This is a genomic window from Paenibacillus sp. A3M_27_13 (genome assembly GCF_024213315.1).
GTDB classification, from domain to species: Bacteria; Bacillota; Bacilli; order Paenibacillales; family Paenibacillaceae; genus Paenibacillus; species Paenibacillus polymyxa_B.
The window spans coordinates 593,662-619,872 of sequence record NZ_JANAVE010000002.1 but is presented as its reverse complement, the minus strand read 5'-3'; the positions used below and the strand labels follow the sequence as shown (position 1 = coordinate 619,872).

Genomic DNA, 26,211 nt, shown 5'->3' with positions numbered 1-26,211 from the left:
CAGCTTGGAACTAAACAAAAAAAAAAAAAAAAAAACAGACCCGCTGAAAAGGTCTGTTTTTTTGTGTTCTGACAACAACTACAGGAAAAGCGCATGCCGCTAAAGCCAATCGACTTGCTGCCTCCATAGTACATTCAAGCCACATCTTACACCTGCAGCATTTCCGAGGAGTGCTGCAGCATTTCCAATTCCTTCACCATGTTTTCGATCAGCTTTGTGAACGAAGCCAATTCCTCTGAGCTGGAAGCCTGTTGCCGGGCACTGGCTGTTGTGGCAGCTGTTTCGGATTGTACACTGTCAAGCATACGGGCAATATCCAGCACCTTGCGCTGAATTTGCTCCTGTGCTTGCTTCGAATTAGATGCAAGCTTTCGCACCTCCTGTGCCACAATTTGAAACCCGCGCCCTGCTTCCTGCGCATGGGCAGCCTCAATCGCCGCATTCAGTCCCAGCAGATGAGTCTGATCGGACAGTTCCCGGATCGTACCGCTCATCTGCTCAATATGCTTAATCTCGTCACTCAAATGCTGTACCAATTCCTCTGTATGTTCCTGCGAAGAAGCAGTGTTGCAGGCACTCTCCGCGATATTATCCGTATTTTCCCTAAGCTCAGCAATCATCCCGGTCAAATTTTGCGCAATTCGGGACACAACGGTCAGCACCTGCGTTTGTTCGTCGGCCAGCTCGTTGATTTGTTCCTTTTCCTTTTCCTGATAAGCTTCCAGTACAAGCTGGGAATCCAGGTTGAACATTTTGGAAAGAGCATGCACAATAAAAAACCAGTCCTCTATCCCCGAACGCTTTAAAATGTCCACTGCAATATCAAGATAAGCAATGTACGTGCCCAAATAATAATCGGAAGACAATCCGATTCGGGAATGTACCTGCCCCACAAAAAGACGGTGTTCGATAAACGGATCATCTATTTTTCCATCTGCGAGAGAAAGCCAGTATTCACGTTGTGTTTGTTTTAGTCGTTCAATATTCGACCATTTGGAAATAATCGACATGAGATGCGGAACCTTTTCTACATGCTCATAAAACCGATCGACCACCTCATTCACAATAGATTGGAATAGTCCCTGATAATGATGTAATAAAGCCAAATCATCATCAGTAATACCAATATATTGTATCTGTTTTAATCTACTCTCCGCGACATGAATCATAAGTTCCTCCAAATAATAGTTTACATATATTTTACATTACCATATTTATCGGCAACTTTTTAGAAAATGTTAAAAAAGTAGAAGATTGATTATGGTTTTTTTCATAGCAATTTCAGAAAATACATAATCACAACTGCCTGATAATACAAAAAAAGAATCCGACAGCACCTGTAATCCCCTGTGCTTGCCGAATTCCCTCTACGAAACACGTTGATCGGATACCTCACAACCGTGTGGCACCATCCAGATCAACCCATGGTTTCACCATACTGTACTTGTTTATTATTTCGTCTTACCGATTCAGGAGGCTACCTACATACCTCAACAGATCGTTAGCGCTGGCTCCTGTGTAGCCATGCTCCTCAATCAGTCGCTTAATCACTTCATTCATCCGTTTGAGCTGATTAGCGTCAGGCGTTTTGGTCGAAGTTGTAATCTTCACAATATCCTTCAAATCGGCGAACAACTTCTTCTCAATGGCTTCTCGCAGCCGATCATGATGATGATACTCAAACTTCCGTCCCTTGCGAGAATACGCGGAAATACGGATTAATATTTCTTCACGGAATGCTTTTTTCGCATTTTCCGATACCCCGATTTGCTCCTCAATAGAGCGCATGAGCCGCTCATCCGGGTCGAGTTCCTCATCTGTGAGCGGATCGCGAATTTTCGCCCAATTGCAAAAAGCTTCGATGTTATCCAAATAGTTGTCAAACAACGTCTTGGCTGATTCCTCGAAAGAGTACACAAAGGCCTTCTGCACTTCTTTTTTAGCCAATTCGTCATATTCCTTACGAGCCACGGAAATGAAATTCAGATAGCGCTCTCGTTCTTCCTTTGTGATGGAGGCATGTTGATCCAGACCATCCTTAATTGCTCGTAAAATGTCCAGGGCATTGATGGATTCCACATTTTGCTTAATCAATGCACTAGAAATACGATTAATGACGTACCGCGGGTCTACCCCGGACATACCTTCCTCCAGAAACTCACTTTGCATTTCTTTCAGATCGGCTTCCTTGTATCCTTCGACCTCTTCACCGTCATACATGCGCATCTTTTTGACCAGATCCATCCCCTGTTTCTTCGTCTCCTTCAAGCGGGTAAGCACGGAGAAAATGGCAGCCGTTCGCAGCGCATGAGGCGCAATGTGGATATGTTTCATATCACTTTGTTCAATGAGCTTGGCGTAAATCTTTTCTTCCTCAGATACTTTCAGGTTATAAGGAATCGGCATTACAATCATCCGTGATTGCAACGCCTCGTTCTTTTTGTTTGCAATAAAGCTTTTATACTCGGATTCATTGGTGTGAGCCACGATCAGTTCATCTGCACTGATGAGCGCAAACCGCCCAGCCTTGAAGTTTCCCTCTTGGGTCAGAGAAAGCAAATTCCATAAAAACTTCTCATCGCATTTCAGCATTTCCTGAAACTCCATCAGTCCACGATTCGCTTTGTTCAATTCTCCGTCAAACCGATACGCACGCGGGTCGGATTCCGAACCATACTCCGTAATCGTGGAAAAGTCGATGCTGCCCGTCAAATCAGCAATATCCTGTGACTTCGGATCAGAAGGGCTGAACGTACCAATACCAATCCGGTTTTCTTCCGATATAAATACCCGCTCCACGCGGACCTTTTCAATATCGCCATCAAATTCCGTGCGCAATCTCATCTGGCAGGATGGGCAGAGATTACCTTCAATCCGTACACCCAGCTCCTTTTCAAAATCGGGACGCAGCTCATGAGGAATCAGATGAAGCGGGTCCTCGTGCATGGGGCAGCCTTCAATCGCGTATACAGCTCCCTGATCCGTTCTCGAAAATTTCTCCAGACCACGTTTTAGCAACGTGACCAGTGTCGATTTCCCCCCACTGACGGGTCCCATCAAAAGAAGGATACGCTTGCGTACATCGAGCCGCCTGGCTGATGAATGGAAATATTCCTCCACCAACTTTTCCAGCGCTCGATCCAGTCCAAAGATCTCCTGCTCAAAAAATTTGTATCGCTTATGTCCCCCAACCTCTTCTACACCAAAAGATTCAATCATCTTGTAAACCCGTGCATGAGCTGTCATCGCCGGCGTCGGGTCTTTCTTGAGTATCTCAATATACTCTCTAAAAGTGCCGCTCCAGGCCAGACGGTTGTTTTCCGCCCGGTACTCCGCAACGCGTTCAAAAATATTCATGCTCGGTTCCTCCCATGACTGCGTAATGACTATCCTCCACTCCTGATGATTATGGCTACACTCGTCACGCCTTTCAGGATATGATGCAATCCCCTTAAAAAAAGTGTAATACATACCTATGCAGATTGATTTAAGAATTGACCTATTTTTTATGACAGGTCTCTCTGCTTTTTCGAAAAAACCAAGGGATACACTGTGCTAAAATATACAACAACGACGCGGACCTGACGCATTATGGTACAATATAAGCTCGGAATAATGGGATAAAGGAGCGGGAGAAGTCATGGCGGTTCGGCATGAGACGGAGCTGTACGCTCCGGTGAAAGCCTTTTTTGAGAACTTGGGATATGAAGTCAAAGGAGAGGTACGCAACTGCGATTTGGTGGGTATCAAGCCAGGACAACAGACACCACTGATTGTGGAGATCAAAAAGACGTTTAACCTGGCGCTTGTGCTGCAAGGCATGCAGCGTTTGAAACTAAGCAGCAATGTATATGTAGCTGTAGAACGAAATCGTGCAAAAAAAGGAGCCGTGAATCAGCGCTGGAACGAGCTGGTAGGACTGTGCCGCCAGTTAGGACTTGGCTTGCTCACTGTCACCCATTTTAAAACTAAGCCGCCACTCGTTGAGGTACTGTGTAAGCCTGCGGCGCCTAGCGACAATGTCCACAATGCAGCAAAGGTACGCCCCGGCTCGCGCAAGGAAAAGCTGCTGCGGGAATTTCACGCACGCAGCGGTGACCACAATATCGGCGGCAGCACCCGACGCAAGCTGGTCACTGCCTATCGGGAAAAAGCGCTGCGCGTAGCCGTAGCCTTGCAGAGCTTGGGGGAAGCCGCTCCGGCGCAGCTCGCCCGCATAGCAGCCGTCAGCACAGCTGCTGCCGTACTTCAGCACAACTACTACGGCTGGTTTGAGCGCGTATCCCGCGGCCGCTATCGACTGACTCCGTTTGGCGAAACTGCCCTGAACGAGTATGCGGCAGTACTGCAAGAGCATGGCATTAAAACGGCCACTGGAATGGACGCAGAGCTTGACGAGGACAGTGGACAGCTTCAGATTGCGGAAGCGCCAATCACTTACTCCACCGTTGCTGCGGAAGCGGAGGATGACTGACATGGGGCGATGGTTTTTGCTAGCTCCGCGCAGTAAATTCACTGATCGTCTCACCGATCAGATTCATGCCCATAAGCAATTGCTCACGGCCCGGATGGCTAAAATTGAGTCGGATATGGGACGCGCCTTCACTGCCAACCGCACATAGCGCACCTGGCATAAAGGCTACGCCTTTGGGTAACGCCGCCTTTAGCAGCAATGCGCTGTCCAGCCCATCGGGCAACTGCACCCATACATACATGCCACCGGACGGAATATGATACGTCACGTCTTTCCAAAACGGGCGCTTGAGCAGCTCCAAGATTAATTGAAGTCGAGTCGAATATTCCTTGTTCAACATCGCCAAGTGCTCGTGCCATTGAAAACGCGAGCTGGTCAACAATTGGAACAGCAGCCGTTGGTTCATCGTACTGGATTGCATATCAGCCAGCTGCTTCAATGCGTACATCCCTTCAATTAACGGTGCAGGACCAGCAGCCCAACCCGTTCTCAGCGCAGGAGCAACTGTTTTATTGAACGAACCGATATAGAGTACTTGACCTCCCTGGCCCGCATGATCCAGCGCAAATAGTGAGGGGTAAGTCTCAGCAAATTTTCGACTCTGACCATGCGGACTCTTGTCATGGGACTCATTTTTTTGCTTGAAATGCAATTCACCATAAGAATCATCCTCAACTACTAACACCTCATGATGCCTGCACAGGTCCAAAATTTCCTGCCGCCTAGCCGCGCTCCACAAGGAGCCCGTCGGATTCGTAAACGTTGGCGTGGCAAAAAAAAGCTTGGGTCGATAACGGATCATTAAAGCTTCAAGCTTATTAGGAATGACACCTTCCCCATCTGATTCTACAGGAACGATCTGCGCACCCTGCATAGATAGTACTTGTAAACATCCAGGAGATGTCGGGTTTTCAACTAATACCGGATCACGCTCATCCACCATCAGCCTTATGATCAGGTCAATGGCCTGCTGACTGCCTGTCGTGAGAAGGATTTGACCTGGTGGTACTCTTACTCCTTTACGCTGTTCCCACTCTCCCGCAAGCCATGCCCGCAAAGGGAAATAGCCCTCCGGTTCACCATACTGGAGGGCGTCAGGGCCGGAGCCAAACACATCATGGGCCGCTTCTTCCAGCAACTTCACCGGAAACAGCTCTTGTGCAGGTAGTTCTTCAGCCAGAGATATAAAGGAGTGTCTTCTCGCATTTTCCCGGATATGACGCACTGGAGAAGCCAACATCGCAGCCGTTCGTGAAGCAAAGGAATATTGCATGAACATCCTCCTTCTCCTGAAAAATAGGTCATGATCTCCGGGCTGACGCGTCAGGCATATAGCTGCTTCATCTGACGCGCATATAAGGCATAACGTTCAATCGCCTGCGCCCGGCTGGACACGCCTAATTTCGCATAAATTTTACGTAGATAATTATCAATGGAGCGCCGGCTAACTTCGATCTCGATAGCAATTTTGTCATATGTAATACCTTGTACAATACGTTCCATAATAAACACTTCGGTTTGTGTCAATTCGTCAAAAGGCTCGGATGCCATTAACGGCATAAAGGGCCAGTTTCCACACCGAATCCAGTCCATTGGTAAAGAAGCAAATCCTTCGCGTAAACCGTTGATCAGATGGATTAACTGGCTCGGTGATGCCTGCTTGGATAACATTCCATTTGCTCCAAGCGAAATTAGCTGCTGAAACAACGTAATATTATCCTCATCCGTCATAATAACAATATGGCTGTCCGGAGACAAGGCCCGCATTTGTGTCAAAAATGGTTCCGCCGTTCCCTCAGGTAACCTGTAGTCCATTAAAATGATTTCCGGTCGAATGGAACAAGCCAGCTCCAAGCCTTCCGTTCCGGAGGAAGACATCCCTCTGACAAGCAAATCCTGCTGGTCTTCCAAAATAAGCTTTGTTCCCAGCATACTTGTAGGATGGATATCTATGATGACCACCTGCCATACTTTTCTCATATCTAAACCTCCTGATTTTACAAAAAAATACATAGTTAGTAGCGAAAATAATTCTAAAATTGGGGATTGCATATGTAGAAATTGCGCGAATGTGAACGTATAGGAAGCGAAAAACGTTTAAGGAAATTGTATCCTAGGACTTCCTTCCGATGCAATCTCTTTTTCCAATATTTTTATACGACTATTTCGCTTTTGCGAAATAAATAGGCCCATGATAGAATTGGTACTGCAAATAAAGACTGGAAATTTGACTTTACACGGGAGTTGAAAATCGTATGCAAGCTTCACCTGAACGTCCTCCTACCGAAGCTCGGCGGAGCAATTCAAGAAAGGGGTTACCCGTAAAGGCTTTTCTGCTATTTTGGTTCATTCTTATTATACTAGGTGCTCTCGCAACCTATCTGTATAGCAATCACTTAAAGCAGCAAATGCTAAACGAGATGCAAACCCATACAGACCAACAGATTCAAGCACTCAAATCTGACTATGAAAAGCAACTGACTGCTCTTTCCAAGGAAGTTAGCGGATTGCAAGGAAAAGTCCAGTCCTTCAATGAACTACTGACCTTTACGAAGGATAATGCAAACAATAAGACCGATAACAGCAATAAACTGTATACCCAATTAAACGAAGTCAAGCAGCAACTCAATACACTTCAGAAAAAAATGGACTTGCTAAAATGAATGTAGACGCAAAACAAGTGAACCGGTTCTTTATGTTGGCCCTTGCTCCTTTTATCGGTTTGTTGGGGTGTATTTTGTTAGTGCATCCCTCATTGAGCTTTCCTGGGTCTACTTCTTCGAGTCTGCAAAAAGCTGAAGTCACTCTACAAACGCAATCAGTAGGCAAGCAGCTTGATGAAGCCAAGCAAACGGCAACATACACCTTGTCTACGATTCGCCGGACTTCTGAGCTATACAAGCAAACGACCCAAACGATGAATCAGCTTGTCGTGACTGCCTCTACGCAGTCCAAGCGGCCCGCGATCATCTATGATCGACGTATCACCGCCAAACTGGGGGTTCCCTATGAGCGGGTAGATAGCAACCGGATTACCATTGAATTGTTTAAGGTAAACCCGGGAATTTATCATGGCTACGCTATGAAGGTCAAACTTAAAGATCCTACTGCTATGAAAATGTCTTTGGGAAGTGACAAATTGGGTGGCTCCGAAACCACCATGCGTGCAGTCTTGAGACACGGAGCTATTGCAGGCATCAATGCAGGCGGCTTTGCGGATGGAGACGGCAAACGCTATCCATTAAGCACTACTGTCTTGAACGGCCACTACCTTACTGGCTTTCAGTCCAGTTTTAAGGATTTATCCTTCGTCGGACTGAGTAACGATGGCAAGCTTATCGGTGGCAAATTTTACAGTCAAGGTGCTCTTGACAGCTTAAAGCCTGCCTTTGGGGCTACCTTCGTTCCCGTCCTGCTGCAAAGGGGACAAAAAATGCCTATTCCTGACAAATGGAAAGTCTCCCCCAAGCGGGCCCCGCGTACGGTCATTGGCAACTATAAAGATGATCAGTTGCTCATTATTGTCGTAGACGGCTACAATGAAAGCGGGGGTTCGGGCGCGACGCTCGAAGAACTGCAAGGGAAAATGTACAATCTAGGTGTTCAAGATGCCTATAATTTGGACGGAGGCGGTTCCTCGTCGCTTATACTTAACGGTCGAGTCGTAAACAAACCGTCCGATGGTAATTTGCGTCCAGTCCCTACTCATTTTTTGTTCTATAAATAGCTACCTAATAGTCTACTACTAAATTAAATATGCTAGCCGACGTACGGCTCTATCCGAAAAAAAGCATCACGAACGAATGTCGTGATGCTTTTGCCTCATTTAGGAGGAATACTGTGTCATTTCTGTCAGGCATTGAGCACAAATATAACGGTCTTTGAAATCGTTCACTTGTTCTACTGACCCGCAGAATACACATTTTGGACGGTAACGCTCCAAAATAATGTGGTCACCCTGAACCAAAATTTCGACAGGATCTCCCTCATTCATTTGGTACCTTTTACGCAGTGACTTAGGCAAAACTATTCTCCCCAGCTGATCAACTTTACGTACCACACCGGCAGGTTTCATCGTGATCGTACACCTCTCCTATTGAGTAATAACTTACAAATTTCTTACCATGCGAAAAACTAGGTACAAAGACACTATTCTTTATGTAGTATTCGCTGTCTTTTTGTCGAATCCTGCTGATCACAGGAAATTTTATTACATTTTTTCATAAAATCATGAACCATATCAAAGTATGGTACAGAATGTCTATAATATTTTTATCGACCGGAAAGCCAATTATCATTAGCCCTCGCTGAGAAATTTCGCAAATTTTCGACCATACAACCTTTATTTAAGCTCCACTGTCATGTACCTTTGAGCAACAAAGGTGAAACTCTTATTAGCAACTAAGGTCCTGGTTCTTTATTCGCATTTATACTTGTTCACTCGATGCTCTTTATGATAAATCCGGAAAATCCATTTGTCTCAGCGCTTCATATACAATAATCGCAGCGGAATTCGACAAGTTTAGAGATCTTACTTTATCAGACATAGGCATCTTGATACATGTATCTGGATTAGCAGCTAGCAGCTCTGGAGGCAAACCTTTCGTTTCTTTACCAAATACCAAGAAGTCTCCATCCTGAAATGCAATATCACTATATCGCTGATTCGCTTTGGTCGTCGCATAAAAAAAGCGGCCTTCCTGATATTTCTCCTGCACTTCAGCAAAAGACTCGTGATATTCAATGTGGACAGCATACCAATAATCAAGTCCAGCCCGTTTTAACGTGGCATCGTCGGTACGGAAGCCCAGTGGCTTCACCAGATGCAGATGAGTTCCGGTTGCAGCACACGTTCTGGCAATGTTACCTGTGTTAGCCGGGATTTCCGGCTCGACAAGCACAATATGTAATGGCATCACGTTTCGTTCCCTTCATCATTAAATTCATCAGACAAATAACCTACAGTTTAACCAAAGTGTATACATTAAAAACATACACATTCTTTTATTTTAACAAAATCAGACAGATATGAACATCAAACGACAAAAATTTCAACCCACACCACTAAAAGCCTTCCCCTATACACATTCAGGGAAGGCTCTACATTTACTTTTTCGATTTTAAATATCGTGTATCGAAATATATGTCCGCGTAATTAACTGTTACGTTGCTTGAATCCGTCCATAAACTCGGCTAATGCTTGACAGTTCTCCAGTGGAACAGCATTGTAGATCGAGGCGCGAAGCCCTCCTACACTGCGATGTCCCTTCAGTCCGATAAATCCGGCCTGTTCGGATTCCTTAATAAATTGTTTTTCCAGATCCTCATTCGCGAGGCGGAAGGTTACATTCATGATAGAGCGATCAGCGCTGTCCACACAACCACGATAGAAGCCTTCGCTACTGTCAATACGGTCGTATAGCAAAGCAGCTTTCTGCTGGTTCACACGCTCAATGCCTTCCAAACCGCCTTCTTCCTGAATCCATTTCAGCACTTCATTCACCATGTATATGGCAAAGGATGGGGGAGTATTGTAGAGAGAGTTATTTTTTTCATATGTGCTATAACGCAACATCGTAGGAATATTGTCTGGTGAGGAAGTCAGCAACTCTTCACGGGCAATCACGACCGTCACACCAGAAGGTCCCAGATTTTTTTGTGCGCCAGCATAAATCAATCCAAATTGAGTAACATCAAAAGGCTTGCAAAAAATATCGCTGGACATGTCCACAATCAATGGTACAGACCCCGTATCCGGGAATTGCTTAAATTGTGTACCTTCAATCGTTTCGTTGGACGTCATATGCACATAAGCAGTATTCTCAGGCAAGTCCAAGGAATCCACATTCGGAAGACGCATGTACTTCTCATCAGCGGAGGATGCGGCAATATGAGCCTTGCCCAGTAGCTTGGCTTCTTTATATGCCTTGTCCGACCAGCTACCTGTCATTACATAGCTCGCAGTCTGTCCTTCGCGCAAGAAATTTAAAGGCAGCATTGCAAACTGCGTACTTGCGCCCCCTTGTAGGAATAACACCTTGTAGCCTTGTGGATTGCCCAGCAGAGATAACAGACGTTCCTGCGCCTCATTATGAACAGATTCATACACAGCTCCACGGTGAGACATTTCCATGATCGACATCCCTGTTCCCTGGAAATCTACGAATTCAGCTTGTACACGTTCCAGTACTTTAAGCGGCAATGCCGCTGGTCCTGCATTAAAATTGTAGGCTCTCTTACTCAACAAATTCCCATCCCTTCTCTACTCTGGTGTGGATATTATCGCTATGATAGCAGTATTCATAAATGCGTTCAAGACTTGTATAAAAATGTTTTCAATTTCATTTATGATGTGACAAAGTTGTGAATGTTAACGTATTTAACATCTTTATTTTGTAATTTTCACTTTAATATTAAAAGGTCCCCGGCATAAGACCGGAGACCTATCTTGAATAACAACTGTTACCCGTAAGCTAGTGGTTGTTATTCAAAGCAGCTAAGCAATCAAGTTATTAGCAGTCAAAATACAGGCTATATTCGTGTGGATGAACACGGATGTTCACCGATTTAGCTTCAGAACGTTTGAACTCTACATAGTTATCAATAAAGTCCTTCGTAAATACGCCGCCTTCAGTTAAGAATTCGTAGTCAGCTTCCAGAGCATCCAAAGCCTCATCCAATGAACCAGGTACGCTACGGATTTTACCTTTTTCAGCGTCAGACAGCTCGTAGATGTTGGTGTCAAGTGGACCATAACCCAATTCGATTGGGTTCAATTTGCGCTTGATACCATCCAGACCCGCCATCAGCATCGCTGAGAAGGCAAGGTAAGGGTTAGCAGTGGAGTCTGGTGTACGGAACTCGATCCGACAGCCTTTTGGAGTAACAGCCGCTACTGGAATACGTACAGCCGCAGAACGGTTACCTTTGGAGAATACTAGGTTAACTGGTGCTTCGTAGCCAGGAACGAGACGTTTGAACGAGTTTGTGCTTGGATTTGTCAAAGCGATCAATGCAGGTGCATGGTACAGAATACCGCCAATATAATGAAGAGCCATTTCGCTCAGATTAGCATAAGCACCTTTTTCGTAGAACAAAGGAGTGTCGCCATCGAAAATGGATTGGTGAACGTGCATACCACTTCCGTTGTCCCCGAAAATTGGTTTCGGCATGAATGTTGCCACTTTACCATATTGACGAGCTGTGTTGTGTACAATGTATTTATAGACGAGCAGGTTATCTGCTGTTTTCTTGAGTGTGTCAAAACGGAAGTTGATTTCCGCTTGGCCTGCCGTAGCTACCTCATGGTGATGGCGCTCAATTCTCAGACCTGCTTCTTCAAGCAAACGGCACATTTCACTACGGATATCTTGTTGGGTGTCTACTGGCGCTACAGGTACATATCCGCCCTTCACTCCCACTTTAAAGCCCAGGTTGCCGCCTTCTTCCTTACGGTTCGTGTTCCAAGCTGCTTCCTCGGAATCTACGAAGAAGGAGGAGCTATTCATGCCGCTTTCGTAGCGAACATCATCAAAGATGAAAAACTCGGACTCAGGTGCAAAAAATGCTGCTGTACCCACTCCTGCGGATTGCAGAAATGCCTCAGCTTTTTTTGCAATGCCGCGAGGATCGCGGTCGTATTTTTCGCCATCTGGCGTAGCAATGTCACACAGAATATTCAGTGTAGGATGCTGAGTGAAAGGGTCGATAAAAACCGCTTCTGGATCGGGCAGCATAACCATGTCGGATTCCTCGATGCCACGATAGCCGGGAATGGAAGAACCGTCGAAAGCAACACCGTTAACAAATGTTTCTGCATCTACTTCGGAAGCTGGCAATGAAATATGGTGAGCACGACCAGACAAATCTACAAAACGAAAATCTACCCACTCAATATTATTTTCCTGAATTGTTTTCAATACGTTTTCAACGGACATGTCTTCTTCCTCCCAATTTTTCCGAACATTAAGTCTTATACAACCCTGAAATGTTCATGATCGAATGTTTTTTTCTGTCGTCATTATAAATCTCAAACATGACACGGGTCAATAGCTATGTAAGGTATTTTTTAAACTAATGTTAGATATGCTTACGCCCTTGATAACATTTGAATAGCACAAAAAGCCCGAAACATCGGGCTTTTAGGCAATTTAAATCTCATTACTGCGTTGCAGCAAAACTTTTATGCATTAATGTTAAACATTGGTTTTAAGCAATGGTAGTAGGCGTGTGAAATGTTTTCCCCACAGCAGGAGCCAATATTTCCAAATCTTTCAGCAAATCTGAAAATTGATCTGGGAACAGAGATTGTACGCCGTCACCCGTCATCGAGTTGTCGGGATCTGTATGCATTTCAATAATTAGTCCGTCCGCTCCGGCAGCGACCGAAGCCTTCGTCATAGGAACAACCAATTCACGTCTACCCGTGCCATGGCTAGGATCAGAAATAACCGGCAAATGGCTCAACTGTTGCAACACAGGGATCGCAGACAAATCGAGTGTATTTCTGGTGTAGGTTTCAAATGTGCGGATACCGCGCTCACACAGCATAACATTCGGATTTCCACCTGCCAAGATGTACTCGGCAGCATTCAAGAACTCGTCATAAGTCGAGCTAAAACCGCGTTTGAGCAACACTGGCTTGCCGCAAGTACCCAACTTGCGCAGCAGATCGAAGTTTTGCATATTACGTGTACCTACTTGCAGGATATCGGCATATTCCGCACAAATGTCTACGTATTCAGGTGTCATAACCTCTGTGATGGTCAGGAGGTCGTGCTTTTGACCTGCCTCAGCCATCATGATCAAACCTTCTACACCAGTTCCCTGGAAGCTATAAGGCCCTGTACGCGGCTTAAAAGCACCACCACGGAGAACTTGCGCACCTGCTGCTTTGACCAATCCGGCAATTTCATCTATCTGTGCAGCAGATTCAACGGCACATGGTCCACCCATAATGACAAGCTCGCCTCCGCCGATATTTACACCTTTAATGGAGATAACCGTATTTTCCGGATGAAAATCACGGCTGGCCAATTTGTAGGACTTCGATATTTTAACCACATTTTCTACGCCTTTCATTTGACGCAGATGTTCAGCCAGCTTGGGCTCTACGCTACCGATCAGTCCGATGATCGTGCGATCCGATCCCCTTGATACATGAGCCTGCAATCCTTCTTTCTCAATAACTTCAACAATAGCTTGAATATGTTCTTCAGGTGTTTGAACACCAGCGATAACGATCATTTTTTTCTTCCTCTCTATGACACATATTTTATTAACCCATTATAGATTGATATTATGACACTTAGACGCTTGTTCGCTTTTAAGCTTTTATTCGTTAAAGCAACTATACCTGTTTTAGCTATACTCGTCAAGGCTTAATTATCCCGAATTATTCAATATTCTAACTTAGTGAAGCTAACCGAATAATATCTATAAATTAAAACAATTTAAAAAGCCGCTATCCGGATGGTTGTATCCGAATAACGGCTGTAATCAATCACAAACTATTTCGTCGTTTTTGACTTCTCCCGTACAGGAGGCAGCAGTTTTTTCATATCTATGGTTCGCTGAATCTCCCACGTATCCGGGTTAGCCGCATCATACTGCTCCAAATACGTGATAACCTCTTTGGTAATCAGTGTCGGCGTGGAAGCCCCAGAAGTCACAGCCACTTTGGCTACGCCCTCAAGCCACTCCCTCTTCAGCTCGGTCACATCAGAAATACGATAAGCTGTTGTACCAGCAATTTCCTCCGAAACCTGAGCCAATCGGTTTGAATTGTTACTGCGCGGATCACCGACAACGATCACCAGATCCGCCTGTCCAGCCTGCTCAGCTACCGCTTCCTGACGTACCTGCGTCGCCAAACAGATTTCATTGTGTATCTCAGCACCTGGGAACTTCTCCAGCAGCTTCTTCATAATGTGCTTGATGTCCCATTGACTCATGGTCGTCTGATTCGTAATAAGGATTTTGCCAGCTGGTAACGTAAGACTGTCGATTTCTTCTTCCTTTTCAATCAGATGAACATGGTCAGGAGCAATACCGATAGCTCCCTCCGGCTCTGGATGATTCTTTTTGCCAATATAAACAATCTGATAGCCTTCGGCAGACTTCTCCCGAATCAGATCATGCGTTTTTGTGACGTCAGGGCAAGTCGCGTCTACCGTAGTCAACCCCTTGTCTCGTGCCAGCTTGCGAACCTCTGGTGATACGCCATGAGCAGTGAAGATAACAGTGCCGCTCTCTACCTTGCTTAAAATCTCCATACGGTTCGGGCCGTCCAGTGTAATAATCCCTTCGTCTTCAAAGGAATTGGTGACATGACTGTTATGCACAATCATGCCTAATATATAAATAGGCCGGGGTAAGTCCAGATTTCTGGCTGCCTGACGTGCCAATACCATGGCATCGACTACGCCGTAGCAGTAACCCCGGGGCGAAATTCTGAGTACTTCCAAAATGAGCCCCCGCTTTCTTCGACACAGTATACAGCTCCAAAACTGGTAGCTGTGGGCTTCCACGCCTCTACCGGCCAATTCTATGATGTAGTTGCCTTCCTATTATAGCCTATTCCAAAGGCGCGGAAAAGCTGACCGGAAGCCAGATGACAAATGTCGTTCCTTCTCCTTGGCGCGTAACCACTTCCACAGACCCGTGATGTTCATCAATAATCCACTTGGCAATAGATAGCCCCAACCCAATTCCCTCCGTCACCCCGCGTGACTCATCTGCCCGGTAAAAGCGGTCAAAAATAAAGGGAACCTCACTCTTATCCATTCCAATGCCCGTATCACTGATCCGTAGCCCCACCTGTCCTTGATAAATAATGGCATCAAATCGGACTGTGCCTTCAGGTGTATATTTGAATGCATTATCAATGAAAATGAATAGCATTTGCTGCAAATAATCCTTGCTGCCATCCATATAAATACCATTCAGCAACGAAAAATCTCCCACATTCCATTCGGCCGTTCGCTCTAAAAACTGAGCACGACGGGCAACCTCACTTACAAGCGGTTCCAACGCAACGGGAGTCTTATCGAACGTTTTCCCTGTGTCCGCTCTCGCGAGTGACAACATATCACTCACCAAACGGCTCATCCGTTTGCCTTCATCCGCCATGTCATTTAATGCCTCCATAGAAAGCTCGCGAATCATCTCTTCATCCATATTCGGTCGCTCTCCTGGTTCGGTAGTCCACATTTTGAGCAAAAAATCAACGTTGCCACGGATCGTCGTTAGCGGCGTACGAAGCTCATGGGAAGCATCAGCCACAAAACGACGCTGTGCACCGTACGCATCTTCCAGCTCCTTGTAAAACACCTCTGTACGCCCCAGCATGTTGTTAACCGTCCCGATTAATTGTCCAATTTCATCTGGTGGTCCGTCATATTCAATCCGTACACTCAAATCATTACTGGATTGAATCTGATTTGCCCCCTCAATGACCTTGACCAGCGGCTTCATAGACTTGCGAGCCAGAAAGAGACCTGAGGTCGCAGCAGCGAGTAATGCAAACAACGAACCGTATACAAGCACATTTTGTAACCTGTTCATGAGTCGATCCTGAGAGCCCGTGAATTGTCCTACCTGTAGCAACCCGACCACCAACCCCAACTCCTCGGACTTAATGGGCTGTTGATAAATCATAAAGGAATCCCCATTTACGTTCACACGTCGAATCCCCTCATTTTGAACTGCTCCTGCCGCTGTAGATGGAACAGGGAAGGTGATATTGAGGTCTTTCATATTTTGGGTAGTTTTGGTAACCCCGGACGTATAATTGTAAATTTGTACATATAGCTGTGAGTCATCTATTCCACGCCCCTGCTCCAATCCTAAATCCAGGTTAGGGACTTCAAACAATCCCCCTTTAATAATAAGGCGTAATTGCTTGTTAATCTGTGGCGCCTGAGTCATAAGCTGACTTTTCACTTCATTATATGTGTAGTAATATACTAGTCCGTAAATAGCCAGACCAAAAATGACAAGTACAATAGCCAAGATGCTCGAATACCAAGCTGTCAGCCGCCACCGAATAGACATATTACACATCACCTCTTAAAATATAGCCAGCTCCCCGAATTGTACGAATGAGCCGTTTACCGCCATCCTGCTCCGTTTTTTGTCGTAGCATGGCAATATATACTTCCAGCACATTCGATTCTCCGCTATAGTCATAGCCCCAAATTTTGTCCATAATCAGATCACGCGACAGAACACGCTTGGGGTTTTGCATGAACAAATGGAGCAGTTCAAATTCTTTGGCTGTCAGTTCCAAGCGTTTGCCGCCACGAACCACTTCACGGGATTCGTTATCCAGTTGTAAATCCTCGAAGGTAAGCCGATTTCCGTTATTGTCCTGTTGTTCGGTTTTACGCCGCAAAAGCGCTCGCACTCGCGCCAGCAGCTCCTCCAGAGCAAACGGCTTGACGAGATAATCATCGGCCCCTAGATCCAAGCCCTTAACCCGATTCTCAACCTCATCCTTGGCTGTAAGCATCAGGACAGGTACCGTGCTTCCACCCTCCCGCATGCGACGGCATACCTCAAAACCATCGACCTGCGGCATCATTACATCCAGCACGACCACATCAGGCTCAGCTGTCAGCATTTTATTTAATCCCTCTGCTCCATTGGCGGCTGTCAGCACTTCATAGCCTTCAAATGCCAGCCCTCTGCGTAGCATGGAAACAATTTTTTCATCGTCATCAATAATCAGAATAGTAGAACGCATACACGATCGAACTCCTTTATCTCTTCTTTTCCCTCTATTGTAGCAGGAGTAGACGCGTGTAGCATCTGGCTGCTCCATACAGCAAGAAACGGAAGGGATCTTCCTTCCGTTTCTTGCGTGCACATGTTCATTTTTGTAGAGTTATCAGCTTATTGCTGAAGCGTCGAGCTAAAGTCATTTTTGTTGCCTATTTTCAGCTGAACATCTTTTTTCTGCCCAGCTCGTTCGATGTTAAGCGTCAGTGCTGTACCCACTTTTTGTTTTTGAATGAACTGGATCAGCTCTTGTGATGTGCTATAAGGCGTGCCATTGGCTCCGATAATCACATCGTAAGGACGCAGATCGGCCTGATAAGCTGGCGATTTGTATATAATATCCCGTACTACCGAGCCTTCGGTTAGGGATGTGCCCAATTCTTTGGCTACTTCAGGACTCAAATTTAACAGACTTGCACCAATGAAAGGTACAGGTTCTTTCGGGATAGGCTGGTTATTTTTCAGCTTATCGACGACTTCCAAAATTGTATTGGACGGAATCGCAAACCCGATTCCCTGTGCGTCTGCACTAACAGCTACGTTCATACCGATAACCTGCCCTTGCAGATTTAACAGCGGTCCGCCAGAGTTACCAGGGTTAATGGACGCATCCGTCTGAATGAGATGCTTGTATTGCGTCGGTTTTCCAGTCGATTCACTATTAATGGTGATCGTACGTTCTTTCGCACTTAGCACCCCGGCTGTTACCGAATGCTCAAAGCCTTCAGGGTTGCCGATTGCGACCATCCACTCGCCGACTTTAGCGTTATCGGAGTCACCCAAAGTTACTGTCGGAAAGTTGTTTTTGCCTTCAATTTTAAGTACCGCCAAATCAAGATCAGCATTTTTGCCCAAGACTTTGGCTTCGTAAGGCTTATTAGTTCCCTCTACTGTAACCTGAACCACACTCGCGCCTTCAACAACATGGTTGTTGGTTAGGACGTAACCCGATTTATCAAAAATAAAACCGGAACCAATACCAAGCGGAGTCAGCTGCCCGCTGTTGCTACCTTCATTTTCATTACTGTTACCGCTGCTGCCACTGTCACCATACTGATTACCGAAAAAGTATTGATACAGCGGGTCATTGTAATAAGGGCTGCTTTGTCTGCCGCTGCTGCCACTGGTTTGTTTGGCAAGCGTTTCGATTTTGACGACTGCAGGACCAGCTTTAGCCACAACAGATTGAACATCAGCGGTACCTGAAGGCATCACAGCCGGAACTGCGCTTGGAGTCGAGCCGGTTGTTCCTGAATTAGTCGTTTCTCCACTTTCAGCTGCCGCCGAAGTTAACGCCGTCTCGGGTGTGAACATATTTGTTCGGTCAGCTGTGTACATCAATACCGTAATGACCAGCATCCCAGCCAAAAAAGATAAGAAAATTGTTTTCACCTGCGACTTGGGCTTATTCGGTTTGAATTGCCAGTTGCCACCATTCCGACCCGAACCATCCTGTTGCTCAGGCATAGCGCGATGGTATGAGGGAGGAAGAGGTCTCACTGCCTGTGGTGGCGTAATCTCAACATCCTTTTCCACCGACTGCCCTTCCTTACGTTGTCCGTCCGATTGAACTGAAGAAAAAGGGCCGTAAGAATAATAATATGAGGAACCGTTCGAATCGTTTTGCCGAGTTGCATTATCGGTATCAACCTGATCGTTGTCGTTCCGGCGTCCGGAGTTATTATTTTTAAATTCGTCCATTGTATATCTCCTCCCAAACCCTATGCTTCAAGGTGGTGTTGTTTAACTGACTTTATTTTGCACTTTAAACCTTAATTCCACCTTAAAAACAATTAAAAAGGAGATAAAACCTTAGACCTATTGTACCTATTCACTTTCACTTAAAACGAAATGCCCCGGATATAATCCGGAGCATTATCAATTGTATATGCTTTTTTATTTCGTGTTAAAGTTTTCGTCGAACTTTTCGTTCGGTGTTTGAGCATTGTTTTGAACTTTGTTGCGACTGGAGTTTTGAACTTTTTGAGCTACAGCGCCTGTACCGCCTTGTTCTGTTGCAAATTCTTCATCATACTTCTCATTTGGTGTCTGAAAGTTGTCTTGAATTTTATTTTGTTCAGACTGCTTTACCTTTTGTGAAACGACACCTACCGTATTGTCTTGTGCAAATTCCGCTTTGAACTGATTTCCTGCGCTTGCCTTGAAGCCTTTGTTCGTGAAAGAACTTCCGCCTTGATTTGGCATAATTCTCAACCTCCCAGTATGTTTTGCGGGATAAGCTCATCCCGCAACATAGTATGTGATGTTGGAAAAAACAATATTCAAGGATTATATGGAAGCATCCAGTGTCGCGGTCGGAATAGTTTTATGCGTTTCTATCGCCTTTTGGAGCGATTTGACCATCTTTTCTGTACATTTTCCGTTCCCTTTTTTTATAATTTGAACATCCACATCTTTCTTGCCCCATTCAGAATACACCTGCCGGGTTGTTTTAAAATACAAGTCAATTTTATTGCCCTTAATCGCAGAACCTGTATCTGCTACAATCCCGTATCCGTAACCTGGAATGTACAATATGCTTCCCAAAGGAAACGTTTTGGGATCAGCCGCAATCGTAGACAGTGTGTTCTTGTCACGACGCACTTTTACACCGGAATACGTAATACCGTAACCGGGATGACTTGGCCGTTTGCCAGTCGATTCATAGCCTGCTGTATATCCTGTTGCCGTGACCGTCATGGTCGTAATAACCTGCTCTTCGCGTGGAGCTAAAACAGGTGTGGACTGCCATTTTTTATGCTGGATCGGTTCTTTGTGACCGTAAACTTCTTTGCCGGGCAATACCAGACAGGTTGCAATTAACACGGTTCCCAAAATCCGTTTCCATACCAACATGGATCTCATAAAAAACCTCCCCTTGAGGCAAAGGCTTTCCAGAAATCCATTAGTTTATACGAACAGATTATTATTTTTGAACATCCTGACCTGGATAAAGTCTGCTCAGCTTCACTTTATCTTCAAAAATATGCAGGAGTGTCCGCACTATGGGGGTGTGTTCATCGTCTGTGTGCAATATAATGGAAGCAGGAGAAATCGAAATAAGGGTGCTCACGATTCGATCCTCGACCTCCATTTCCAATTCAATGCCTGGCATCTCGACAATGATGTCATCTGCATCAGGAGTCGGTATGGGCACCATGGCACTATCCAGAATCGTAAAATTATGTCCGCCTTGGTGAAGTACGTGTACGAGCGGAACTTTGCTTTCCTGAAAAAAAACAAAATATTTAAGCAGCCCCATAAATTCTTCGTATTGCCGATCTGCCCAGAATTCTTCCATAGCATAGTCGACGATTTCTTCAAGCTCTTTTTTATACGCATGGAGCCTAAATTGAATCAGTCCTTCCAAATTGATCACACGGAGCTCCTTGAAATCCTTCTCCAGGAGAGTAGTCAGCTTACCATGACGCTTCAAACGACCTCTGGGGCCATCATCGTTTAACAGTGAACGAATCATACTGCGAATTTGCTCTGCATCCTCTTTCTCCAGCAACGAACAGGCTTTGGTGAGAATGAGATTGAGCAGCCCCCACTCCTTGACTTCGATAATATAATCCGCTATTGCCGAAGACATGATGCTGTATACACAGGGGAGAAAGCTTTCAAACGCCGAATTGCTTTCTGTGCCCTTGCAGGTCCATGCCACTTTGTTATCCAGCTGTCTGAAAGTGAATCGAAATCCGCGCCGTGACATATGTAGTCCCTTTGTTCTACTTTTGACCACTTCGTAAAACCGGTCGGTTTCCTGATCTCCGTCTGTATTGGTCCACACTGTAAACAGTTCCATTGGCTCACTCCTTTCGATCACTGCTTTCAGTATATGGCGGCCTCTGAAGGGTTATACGAAGTGAACGACTGGAAACAGAAAGACATATTCAAAAGAGGATGATCTGGTTTCAAAAAGCCGGTTGGCGTGTTATAAACATTACTGTGATATAGGAAAAAAACCGAAAGACGTTTGAATATTTAGGGTGGGGTATGTTAAGGTTATAGTAATATGAATTTTTCACAAGAGGGAGGAGATAAGATGTCAACGATGCTGAACATGCTGCGTACATTCATGATCGTCATATTGAGCCTCGTTCAGATTTTGTCCCTTCCTGTGACGTTTCATGCGGAAGACACCACTCAATCCCTTCAGTTTACGGCGGGATCTTCTCTTATGCCTCATGCTGATATTTCCTCGTTAGAAACAGACTCTCACGGTCTGGAGCATCATTCCAAACCAGCTATACGCAAGTCCTCCCCTTTACTTCATCTGGTGATCGCTGCGGCCAAATCACTTCCCTTTGTCATTTTGATAGCGCTTGTGCTGCTATTGAGCATCCCTAAACTACGTCTGCCTTTTATTCCTGTCATTTGCAAACTAAAGAAGCAATTGTACTTGTTCCCCATCAAATTCACCTCTAGTTATGTGGCTTAACCTCCCTTTGCATGCACATCACCACATTTGCATGTCTATTTGTTAACCTTTCCCAATAAGTGTAATACGTAAAGTCTATTTATCCGGTTTTTTATGTTAATTTATAAAATTTAATACAAAAAGAAAGTTTCCATGTCACTCCCAAAGTATGTGATTTATTTCCCATACCATTCATTTAAATAACGTATCATACAGGAGGCTTTACAAATGGATATTCGAGAGTCTATTTTGCCAGGAATCGGGATTAAGTATCGAATAGATGCAGAGAGCGGCGACCGAATTGTCATTATTATTCATGATGATGGCAGGCGCGAGTTGTATCACTTTGATTACGAGGATCTGGAACAAAGTATTTCTATGACAACCCTGAATGATCAGGAAGCGCGATTGGTAGCCTCCATCATCGGTGGTATGACCTATAAGCCCAAACAGCTTGAAAGTGTAGAAATGACGTTTGACGATTTTATTATCGAATGGTATAGAGTGGAATCTCATTATGCAAGTGTCGGCAAATCCATCGGTGAGCTGGATGTAAGGCAAAATTCGGGAGCCACTGTTATTGCCATTGTGGAGAAAAAAGGAAAGAAATATGTAAATCCTGGTCCTGAAGTGATTATTAACGATGATGCCACTGTAGTCGTTGTTGGGGAACGCGATCAGCAAAAACGCTTTAAACAAATCCTTATGAACGGAAGCGGGTGATTGGATGGATCATCTGGTATTTGAGGTTGGATTGGCTATTGCTCTCATCGCTGCAGCCGGACTTATTTCCTCCAAACTGCGCTTCTCGGTCATCCCTTTTTATATCCTGATCGGAATGGCAGTTGGACCGCATGCGATGGAGCTATGGCATTTTGATTTTCGCTTTATCGAAAGCGCCCCATTTATTGATTTTATGGGAAGAATCGGAGTGCTGTTTCTTCTCTTCTACTTGGGTCTCGAGTTCTCAGTAGGTCGGTTAATTAAATCAGGTCGTTCCATTGCTGTGGGCGGTACCATTTATATTGGCATCAATTTTACACTGGGGCTGGCTCTTGGCTTCCTGAGCGGCTTTCCTGTAGCAGAGACACTGGTTATCGCCGGAATTACAACAATATCATCCAGTGCTATTGCTGCGAAGGTGCTGGTAGATCTCAAGCGGACCGCCAATGCTGAAACTGAAATGATTTTGGGCATTATTATGTTCGAGGATGTTTTCCTCGCCGTATACATCTCCATCCTCTCCGGATTGGTTCTTAGCGATTCATCCTCGCTCGGGGGTGTGCTGCTATCAGCGCTAATCGCGCTAGGCTTTATGCTTGCAGTCATTATTATCGGCCGTAAGGCCGTCCCTCTGTTAAATCGGATTCTCCGTATTCGCTCCAATGAGGTATTCGGACTTGTTGTTTTCGGCTCTCTGTTTCTGGTGGCTGGTTTTTCGGAAACGATTCATGTGGCGGAAGCTATCGGCGCCCTGTTAGTCGGTCTGGTACTAGCCGAAACGGAACACGCCAAACGGATCGAGCATTTAATTGTTCCTTTCCGCGATTTCTTTGGCGCCCTGTTTTTCTTCAGCTTTGGACTATCCATTGATCCACTGTCCCTGGGAGGAAACGCGATATGGCTTGCACTGGTAGCAGTCATCCTCACGTTGTTTGGTAACATTTGGGCAGGAATGCTGGCTGGGCGTACAGCCTCCTTATCTCCCAAAGCGTCAGCAAATATCGGCCTGACCATTGTGGCACGGGGTGAATTTTCGATTATCATGGCCAACTTGGGTAAAGAAGGCGGTTTGCTTGATATTGTTCAACCCTTTGCAGCCATCTATGTACTCATACTGGCGATTCTTGGACCACTTCTGACAAAGCAGTCAAAACCTATTTTTAATATGTTAAACAAAATATTTAAGTTCAAGGACCCCCGCCTACGAAAGGAAGAAAGTAACTCGGCGTAACTGTAAAAGCTGGATACGACAATCCATAGGAGGGAAGGCTATGCCGCACGCTGTAAAACATGCCGAAACTCTATGAGGCGGCTTGTGAAGCCCGCTTCAGGAGATGCGAGCAGGTTCCCTGTCTTTTATACGGTGATTGGCGGAATTACGGCATCCGTCGGTCTGGAATTGTTTTTGCATCCGCATGATATGATCGCTGGAGGCGTCACGGGGATCTCCAGACTCATGTCGCTTTATACACAGGAGCATTTTGGGTTACTGCTATTCGTTTTGAACTTGCCACTCATGCTGCTGTATTCTCTGTCTACTCACAAACCCATGCTGCTTCGTGCACTACCCGGCTTGTTCGCCTTTTCGGGCTCAGCCATCATTCTTTCGCCTTTTCCGGCAGTGAGCGGCCATCCGGTCGTATGTGCTTTGGGCGGCGGAATCTGTATAGGGCTTGGCGCAGGGCTGGCAGCTCGTCACGGTGGTCTGCTCGATTCACTAGGACTTAACGAGTCAGACGATGGCCGTCCATCCACATTATTGCTAACACATCGCAAGATTCCGTTAATACAGATTGTTATGCTATGTAATGGTCTGCTGCTCATTACGGCTGGCTTTGTGCTAGGCTGGGAGCCAGCTCTCTATTCAGCCTTATCCTGCCTCGCTGCCTATGAAACGACCCGGCTGATGTTTACCGGTCTGACGCGTATGGTTTGTGTAGTCAGCAAGAAGCAGCAAACCATCGAAGATGCCATATATCGCATGCTGCGTATACACAGCACGCCTGTTGTAGACTCTGCCCAGATAGAGGGCAAGATTAAAAGCGAATCTGAGGATAAAAAAGAACAAATGGTCATCGTTTACAGCGTTCATCTGTTGGATTTGCAGCGCTTTAAGGCAGTCATCCAAATGGCAGACCCGCAGGCTGAGATCATGTATATGAAACGATGGAAAGCTTAGCAAAGTAACACATCAAAAAACGCTTATCTACACTAATCCTTGTACATAGATTAGTGATGGATAAGCGTTTTGTAATTAACAATATATTAACGGATATTAATTTTGCATGATAAAATCATGTTCAATACTGCTGGCACTGTCAAAAGTACGAATAATATCATAACGGGTATTGCGCTGTGCCGGAACGTGACCCGTCTCGCGGATCAACTGTAAAATGGATTCGATGTTAACCTTATACGTTGCGCCTGCAGCAGAAACTACGTTTTCCTCAATCATGGTGCTGCCAAAATCATCGCAACCGTAGTACAACGATTTTTTACCGATTTCAGGTCCCATGGTTACCCATGAAGACTGAATATGCTTGATGTTATCCAATACAAGACGACTGATCGCAACGGTCTTCAAATATTCCTCCGGCGTCTGGCGTTCCTTCTTCAAATTGGTGTTGTCTGGCTGGAAGGTCCAAGGAATAAAGGCTAAAAATCCTTCAGAATTATATTTGTTTTCAATGCATTCGTCCTGAGCATCACGAACACGCAACAAATGCAGCGCACGCTCCTCCATCAACTCACCAAAGCCGATAACCATCGTAGCAGTCGTGTTCATCCCAACCTTATGAGCCGTTTGCATCACATCCATCCAATCACGCCAAGAGCCTTTGAGACGGCTAATTTTCCGGCGTGTGCGGTCATCCAAAATTTCTCCGCCTCCACCCGGAAGCGAATCCAATCCAGCTTCGTGAATGGCTCGAATCGTGTCTTCCATGGATAGACCGGATTTTTCCTTCATTTTGTGAATTTCAGCTGGCGAGAAGGAGTGCATCGTAATATCGGGAAAACGCTCCTTGATAGCTTTCAGCAAATCCGTATAATAACTGAACGGCAGATTCGGATTCACACCGCCTTGCATTAGAATTTCGGTGCCACCTACATCCTGCGTTTCCTTGATCTTCTGAAAGATCACCTCGTCCGGCAAAACATAACCTTCATCAGAACCCGGTCTACGGTAAAAAGCGCAGAAGCGACAATATACGTCACATACGTTCGTATAGTTAATATTTCGTCCGATGACGAAGGTTTTAATGGGATCGGGGTGCATGCGATTCATAACTTTATTCGCCGCATGACCTATTTTTTCTACCTCATCTGATTCGAACAAAGCAACGGTATCCTCTAAATTCAGGCGTTCGCCGCGTAGGGCTTTATCTAAAATATGGTCGATTACACTCATGGTGTATCCTCCTTCGCTGTCACAGGGCGACGAAATGAAAGACAGGACTTATGAACGAGAATGCTTTCACAAACCTGCGTTCGAACCCTGCCGTAATGTATGTTCATGACTGGCCTTGTATGTTGTCTGTGCTATTTAGCATAGTAAAACCTAATGATAATACTAACATATCTTTAGGTAAGGAACCATACTTATTCCCGCTTCTTTTTGCTTTTCACCTAGGAAAACAGGCAACTGCCAAGCTTATCTCAACATTGCATATAGACAAGAAATAGGAAAACAGAACTGAAAAGTGCATTTTTTCACACTGTCCTTCATGTCATTCTTATAGAAAACAGCAAGCCTCCTGAATGAATGGAAACTTGCTGTTTAGTACTGTACATATTTGCTCCCTGCCTGAAA

General features: G+C 45.3%; 24 protein-coding genes. 7 read left to right on the top strand and 17 right to left on the bottom strand.

Features of this window, described 5'->3' with window-relative positions; translation table 11 throughout:
• Nucleotides 1-146: 146 nt before the first annotated feature.
• Nucleotides 147-1,169, bottom strand: coding sequence for a globin-coupled sensor protein (locus tag NLX82_RS09310; RefSeq protein WP_023987812.1), 1,023 nt, complete (start codon nt 1,167-1,169; stop codon nt 147-149).
• A gap of 292 nt (nt 1,170-1,461) precedes the next feature.
• Nucleotides 1,462-3,357 (bottom strand): PrkA family serine protein kinase, encoded by a 1,896-nt coding sequence (locus tag NLX82_RS09305; protein ID WP_023987811.1) that lies wholly within the window; start codon nt 3,355-3,357, stop codon nt 1,462-1,464.
• Nucleotides 3,358-3,640: 283 nt separating this feature from the next.
• On the opposite strand from NLX82_RS09305, the gene NLX82_RS09300 reads away from it, so the two are divergent.
• On the top strand, nt 3,641-4,474 hold the full coding sequence (locus NLX82_RS09300) for a DUF2161 domain-containing phosphodiesterase (protein ID WP_053325038.1): 834 nt from the start codon (nt 3,641-3,643) through the stop codon (nt 4,472-4,474).
• Nucleotides 4,475-4,493: 19 nt separating this feature from the next.
• On the opposite strand, the gene NLX82_RS09295 is transcribed toward NLX82_RS09300, so the two are convergent.
• The gene (locus NLX82_RS09295) at nt 4,494-5,747 is read right to left on the bottom strand and encodes an aminotransferase-like domain-containing protein (protein ID WP_068940122.1); all 1,254 of its coding nucleotides are present in this window, start codon (nt 5,745-5,747) and stop codon (nt 4,494-4,496) included.
• A gap of 50 nt (nt 5,748-5,797) precedes the next feature.
• Nucleotides 5,798-6,454: a response regulator transcription factor gene (locus tag NLX82_RS09290; RefSeq protein ID WP_023987808.1), complete on the bottom strand. Its 657-nt coding sequence runs from the start codon at nt 6,452-6,454 to the stop codon at nt 5,798-5,800.
• A 275-nt stretch (nt 6,455-6,729) separates the two neighbouring features.
• Here NLX82_RS09290 and NLX82_RS09285 point away from each other — a divergent pair, with 275 nt between their 5' ends.
• Both NLX82_RS09285 and NLX82_RS09280 read left to right on the top strand, forming a co-directional pair.
• On the top strand, nt 6,730-7,137 hold the full coding sequence (locus NLX82_RS09285; RefSeq protein WP_023987807.1) for a hypothetical protein: 408 nt from the start codon (nt 6,730-6,732) through the stop codon (nt 7,135-7,137).
• Nucleotides 7,134-8,201: a phosphodiester glycosidase family protein gene (locus NLX82_RS09280; RefSeq protein ID WP_068940120.1), complete on the top strand. Its 1,068-nt coding sequence runs from the start codon at nt 7,134-7,136 to the stop codon at nt 8,199-8,201. The genes NLX82_RS09285 and NLX82_RS09280 overlap by 4 nt, the downstream gene beginning before the upstream one ends.
• Before the next feature lie 99 nt (nt 8,202-8,300).
• On the opposite strand, the gene NLX82_RS09275 is transcribed toward NLX82_RS09280, so the two are convergent.
• From NLX82_RS09275 to NLX82_RS09220, 12 genes are all read right to left on the bottom strand, one after another.
• Nucleotides 8,301-8,549, bottom strand: coding sequence for an AbrB/MazE/SpoVT family DNA-binding domain-containing protein (locus NLX82_RS09275; protein WP_013309439.1), 249 nt, complete (start codon nt 8,547-8,549; stop codon nt 8,301-8,303).
• Nucleotides 8,550-8,925: 376 nt separating this feature from the next.
• A complete protein-coding gene (gene trmL / locus NLX82_RS09270) occupies nt 8,926-9,390 on the bottom strand; it encodes a tRNA (uridine(34)/cytosine(34)/5-carboxymethylaminomethyluridine(34)-2'-O)-methyltransferase TrmL (RefSeq protein ID WP_023987805.1) in 465 nt (154 codons plus the stop codon).
• 239 nt (nt 9,391-9,629) lie between these two features.
• A complete protein-coding gene (serC, locus tag NLX82_RS09265) occupies nt 9,630-10,721 on the bottom strand; it encodes a 3-phosphoserine/phosphohydroxythreonine transaminase (protein WP_028542950.1) in 1,092 nt (363 codons plus the stop codon).
• Between the two features lie 265 nt (nt 10,722-10,986).
• Nucleotides 10,987-12,411: a type I glutamate--ammonia ligase gene (glnA, locus tag NLX82_RS09260; protein ID WP_023987803.1), complete on the bottom strand. Its 1,425-nt coding sequence runs from the start codon at nt 12,409-12,411 to the stop codon at nt 10,987-10,989.
• A gap of 271 nt (nt 12,412-12,682) precedes the next feature.
• On the bottom strand, nt 12,683-13,720 hold the full coding sequence (gene aroF / locus NLX82_RS09255) for a 3-deoxy-7-phosphoheptulonate synthase (protein ID WP_013309435.1): 1,038 nt from the start codon (nt 13,718-13,720) through the stop codon (nt 12,683-12,685).
• A 263-nt stretch (nt 13,721-13,983) separates the two neighbouring features.
• A complete protein-coding gene (locus NLX82_RS09250; protein ID WP_023987801.1) occupies nt 13,984-14,940 on the bottom strand; it encodes a 4-hydroxy-3-methylbut-2-enyl diphosphate reductase in 957 nt (318 codons plus the stop codon).
• 109 nt (nt 14,941-15,049) lie between these two features.
• The gene (locus NLX82_RS09245) at nt 15,050-16,528 is read right to left on the bottom strand and encodes a sensor histidine kinase (RefSeq protein ID WP_013309433.1); all 1,479 of its coding nucleotides are present in this window, start codon (nt 16,526-16,528) and stop codon (nt 15,050-15,052) included.
• A gap of 1 nt (nt 16,529) precedes the next feature.
• Nucleotides 16,530-17,219: a response regulator transcription factor gene (locus NLX82_RS09240; protein ID WP_013309432.1), complete on the bottom strand. Its 690-nt coding sequence runs from the start codon at nt 17,217-17,219 to the stop codon at nt 16,530-16,532.
• A 149-nt stretch (nt 17,220-17,368) separates the two neighbouring features.
• Entirely contained in the window at nt 17,369-18,955 is a 1,587-nt protein-coding gene (locus NLX82_RS09235) for a S1C family serine protease (protein ID WP_023987800.1), read from the bottom strand.
• 195 nt (nt 18,956-19,150) lie between these two features.
• Nucleotides 19,151-19,459, bottom strand: coding sequence for a hypothetical protein (locus tag NLX82_RS09230; RefSeq protein ID WP_023987799.1), 309 nt, complete (start codon nt 19,457-19,459; stop codon nt 19,151-19,153).
• 84 nt (nt 19,460-19,543) lie between these two features.
• Entirely contained in the window at nt 19,544-20,119 is a 576-nt protein-coding gene (locus NLX82_RS09225; protein WP_075153971.1) for a 3D domain-containing protein, read from the bottom strand.
• Between the two features lie 61 nt (nt 20,120-20,180).
• The gene (locus NLX82_RS09220) at nt 20,181-21,062 is read right to left on the bottom strand and encodes a putative sporulation protein YtxC (RefSeq protein WP_075153970.1); all 882 of its coding nucleotides are present in this window, start codon (nt 21,060-21,062) and stop codon (nt 20,181-20,183) included.
• A 240-nt stretch (nt 21,063-21,302) separates the two neighbouring features.
• Here NLX82_RS09220 and NLX82_RS09215 point away from each other — a divergent pair, with 240 nt between their 5' ends.
• From NLX82_RS09215 to NLX82_RS09200, 4 genes are all read left to right on the top strand, one after another.
• The gene (locus tag NLX82_RS09215) at nt 21,303-21,698 is read left to right on the top strand and encodes a hypothetical protein (RefSeq protein ID WP_025723301.1); all 396 of its coding nucleotides are present in this window, start codon (nt 21,303-21,305) and stop codon (nt 21,696-21,698) included.
• A 207-nt stretch (nt 21,699-21,905) separates the two neighbouring features.
• The gene (locus NLX82_RS09210) at nt 21,906-22,400 is read left to right on the top strand and encodes a cation:proton antiporter regulatory subunit (RefSeq protein WP_025723302.1); all 495 of its coding nucleotides are present in this window, start codon (nt 21,906-21,908) and stop codon (nt 22,398-22,400) included.
• A 4-nt stretch (nt 22,401-22,404) separates the two neighbouring features.
• Nucleotides 22,405-23,631 carry a cation:proton antiporter gene (locus tag NLX82_RS09205; RefSeq protein WP_025723303.1) on the top strand — a complete coding sequence of 409 codons (1,227 nt, stop codon included), beginning with the start codon at nt 22,405-22,407 and terminating at the stop codon, nt 23,629-23,631.
• Nucleotides 23,632-23,715: 84 nt separating this feature from the next.
• Nucleotides 23,716-24,579, top strand: a complete 864-nt coding sequence (locus NLX82_RS09200; RefSeq protein ID WP_075153969.1) for a YitT family protein — start codon at nt 23,716-23,718, stop codon at nt 24,577-24,579.
• A 96-nt stretch (nt 24,580-24,675) separates the two neighbouring features.
• Here NLX82_RS09200 and mqnC read toward each other — a convergent pair whose 3' ends face one another.
• Nucleotides 24,676-25,809: a cyclic dehypoxanthinyl futalosine synthase gene (mqnC, locus tag NLX82_RS09195; RefSeq protein ID WP_023987792.1), complete on the bottom strand. Its 1,134-nt coding sequence runs from the start codon at nt 25,807-25,809 to the stop codon at nt 24,676-24,678.
• Nucleotides 25,810-26,211 lie beyond the last annotated feature (402 nt).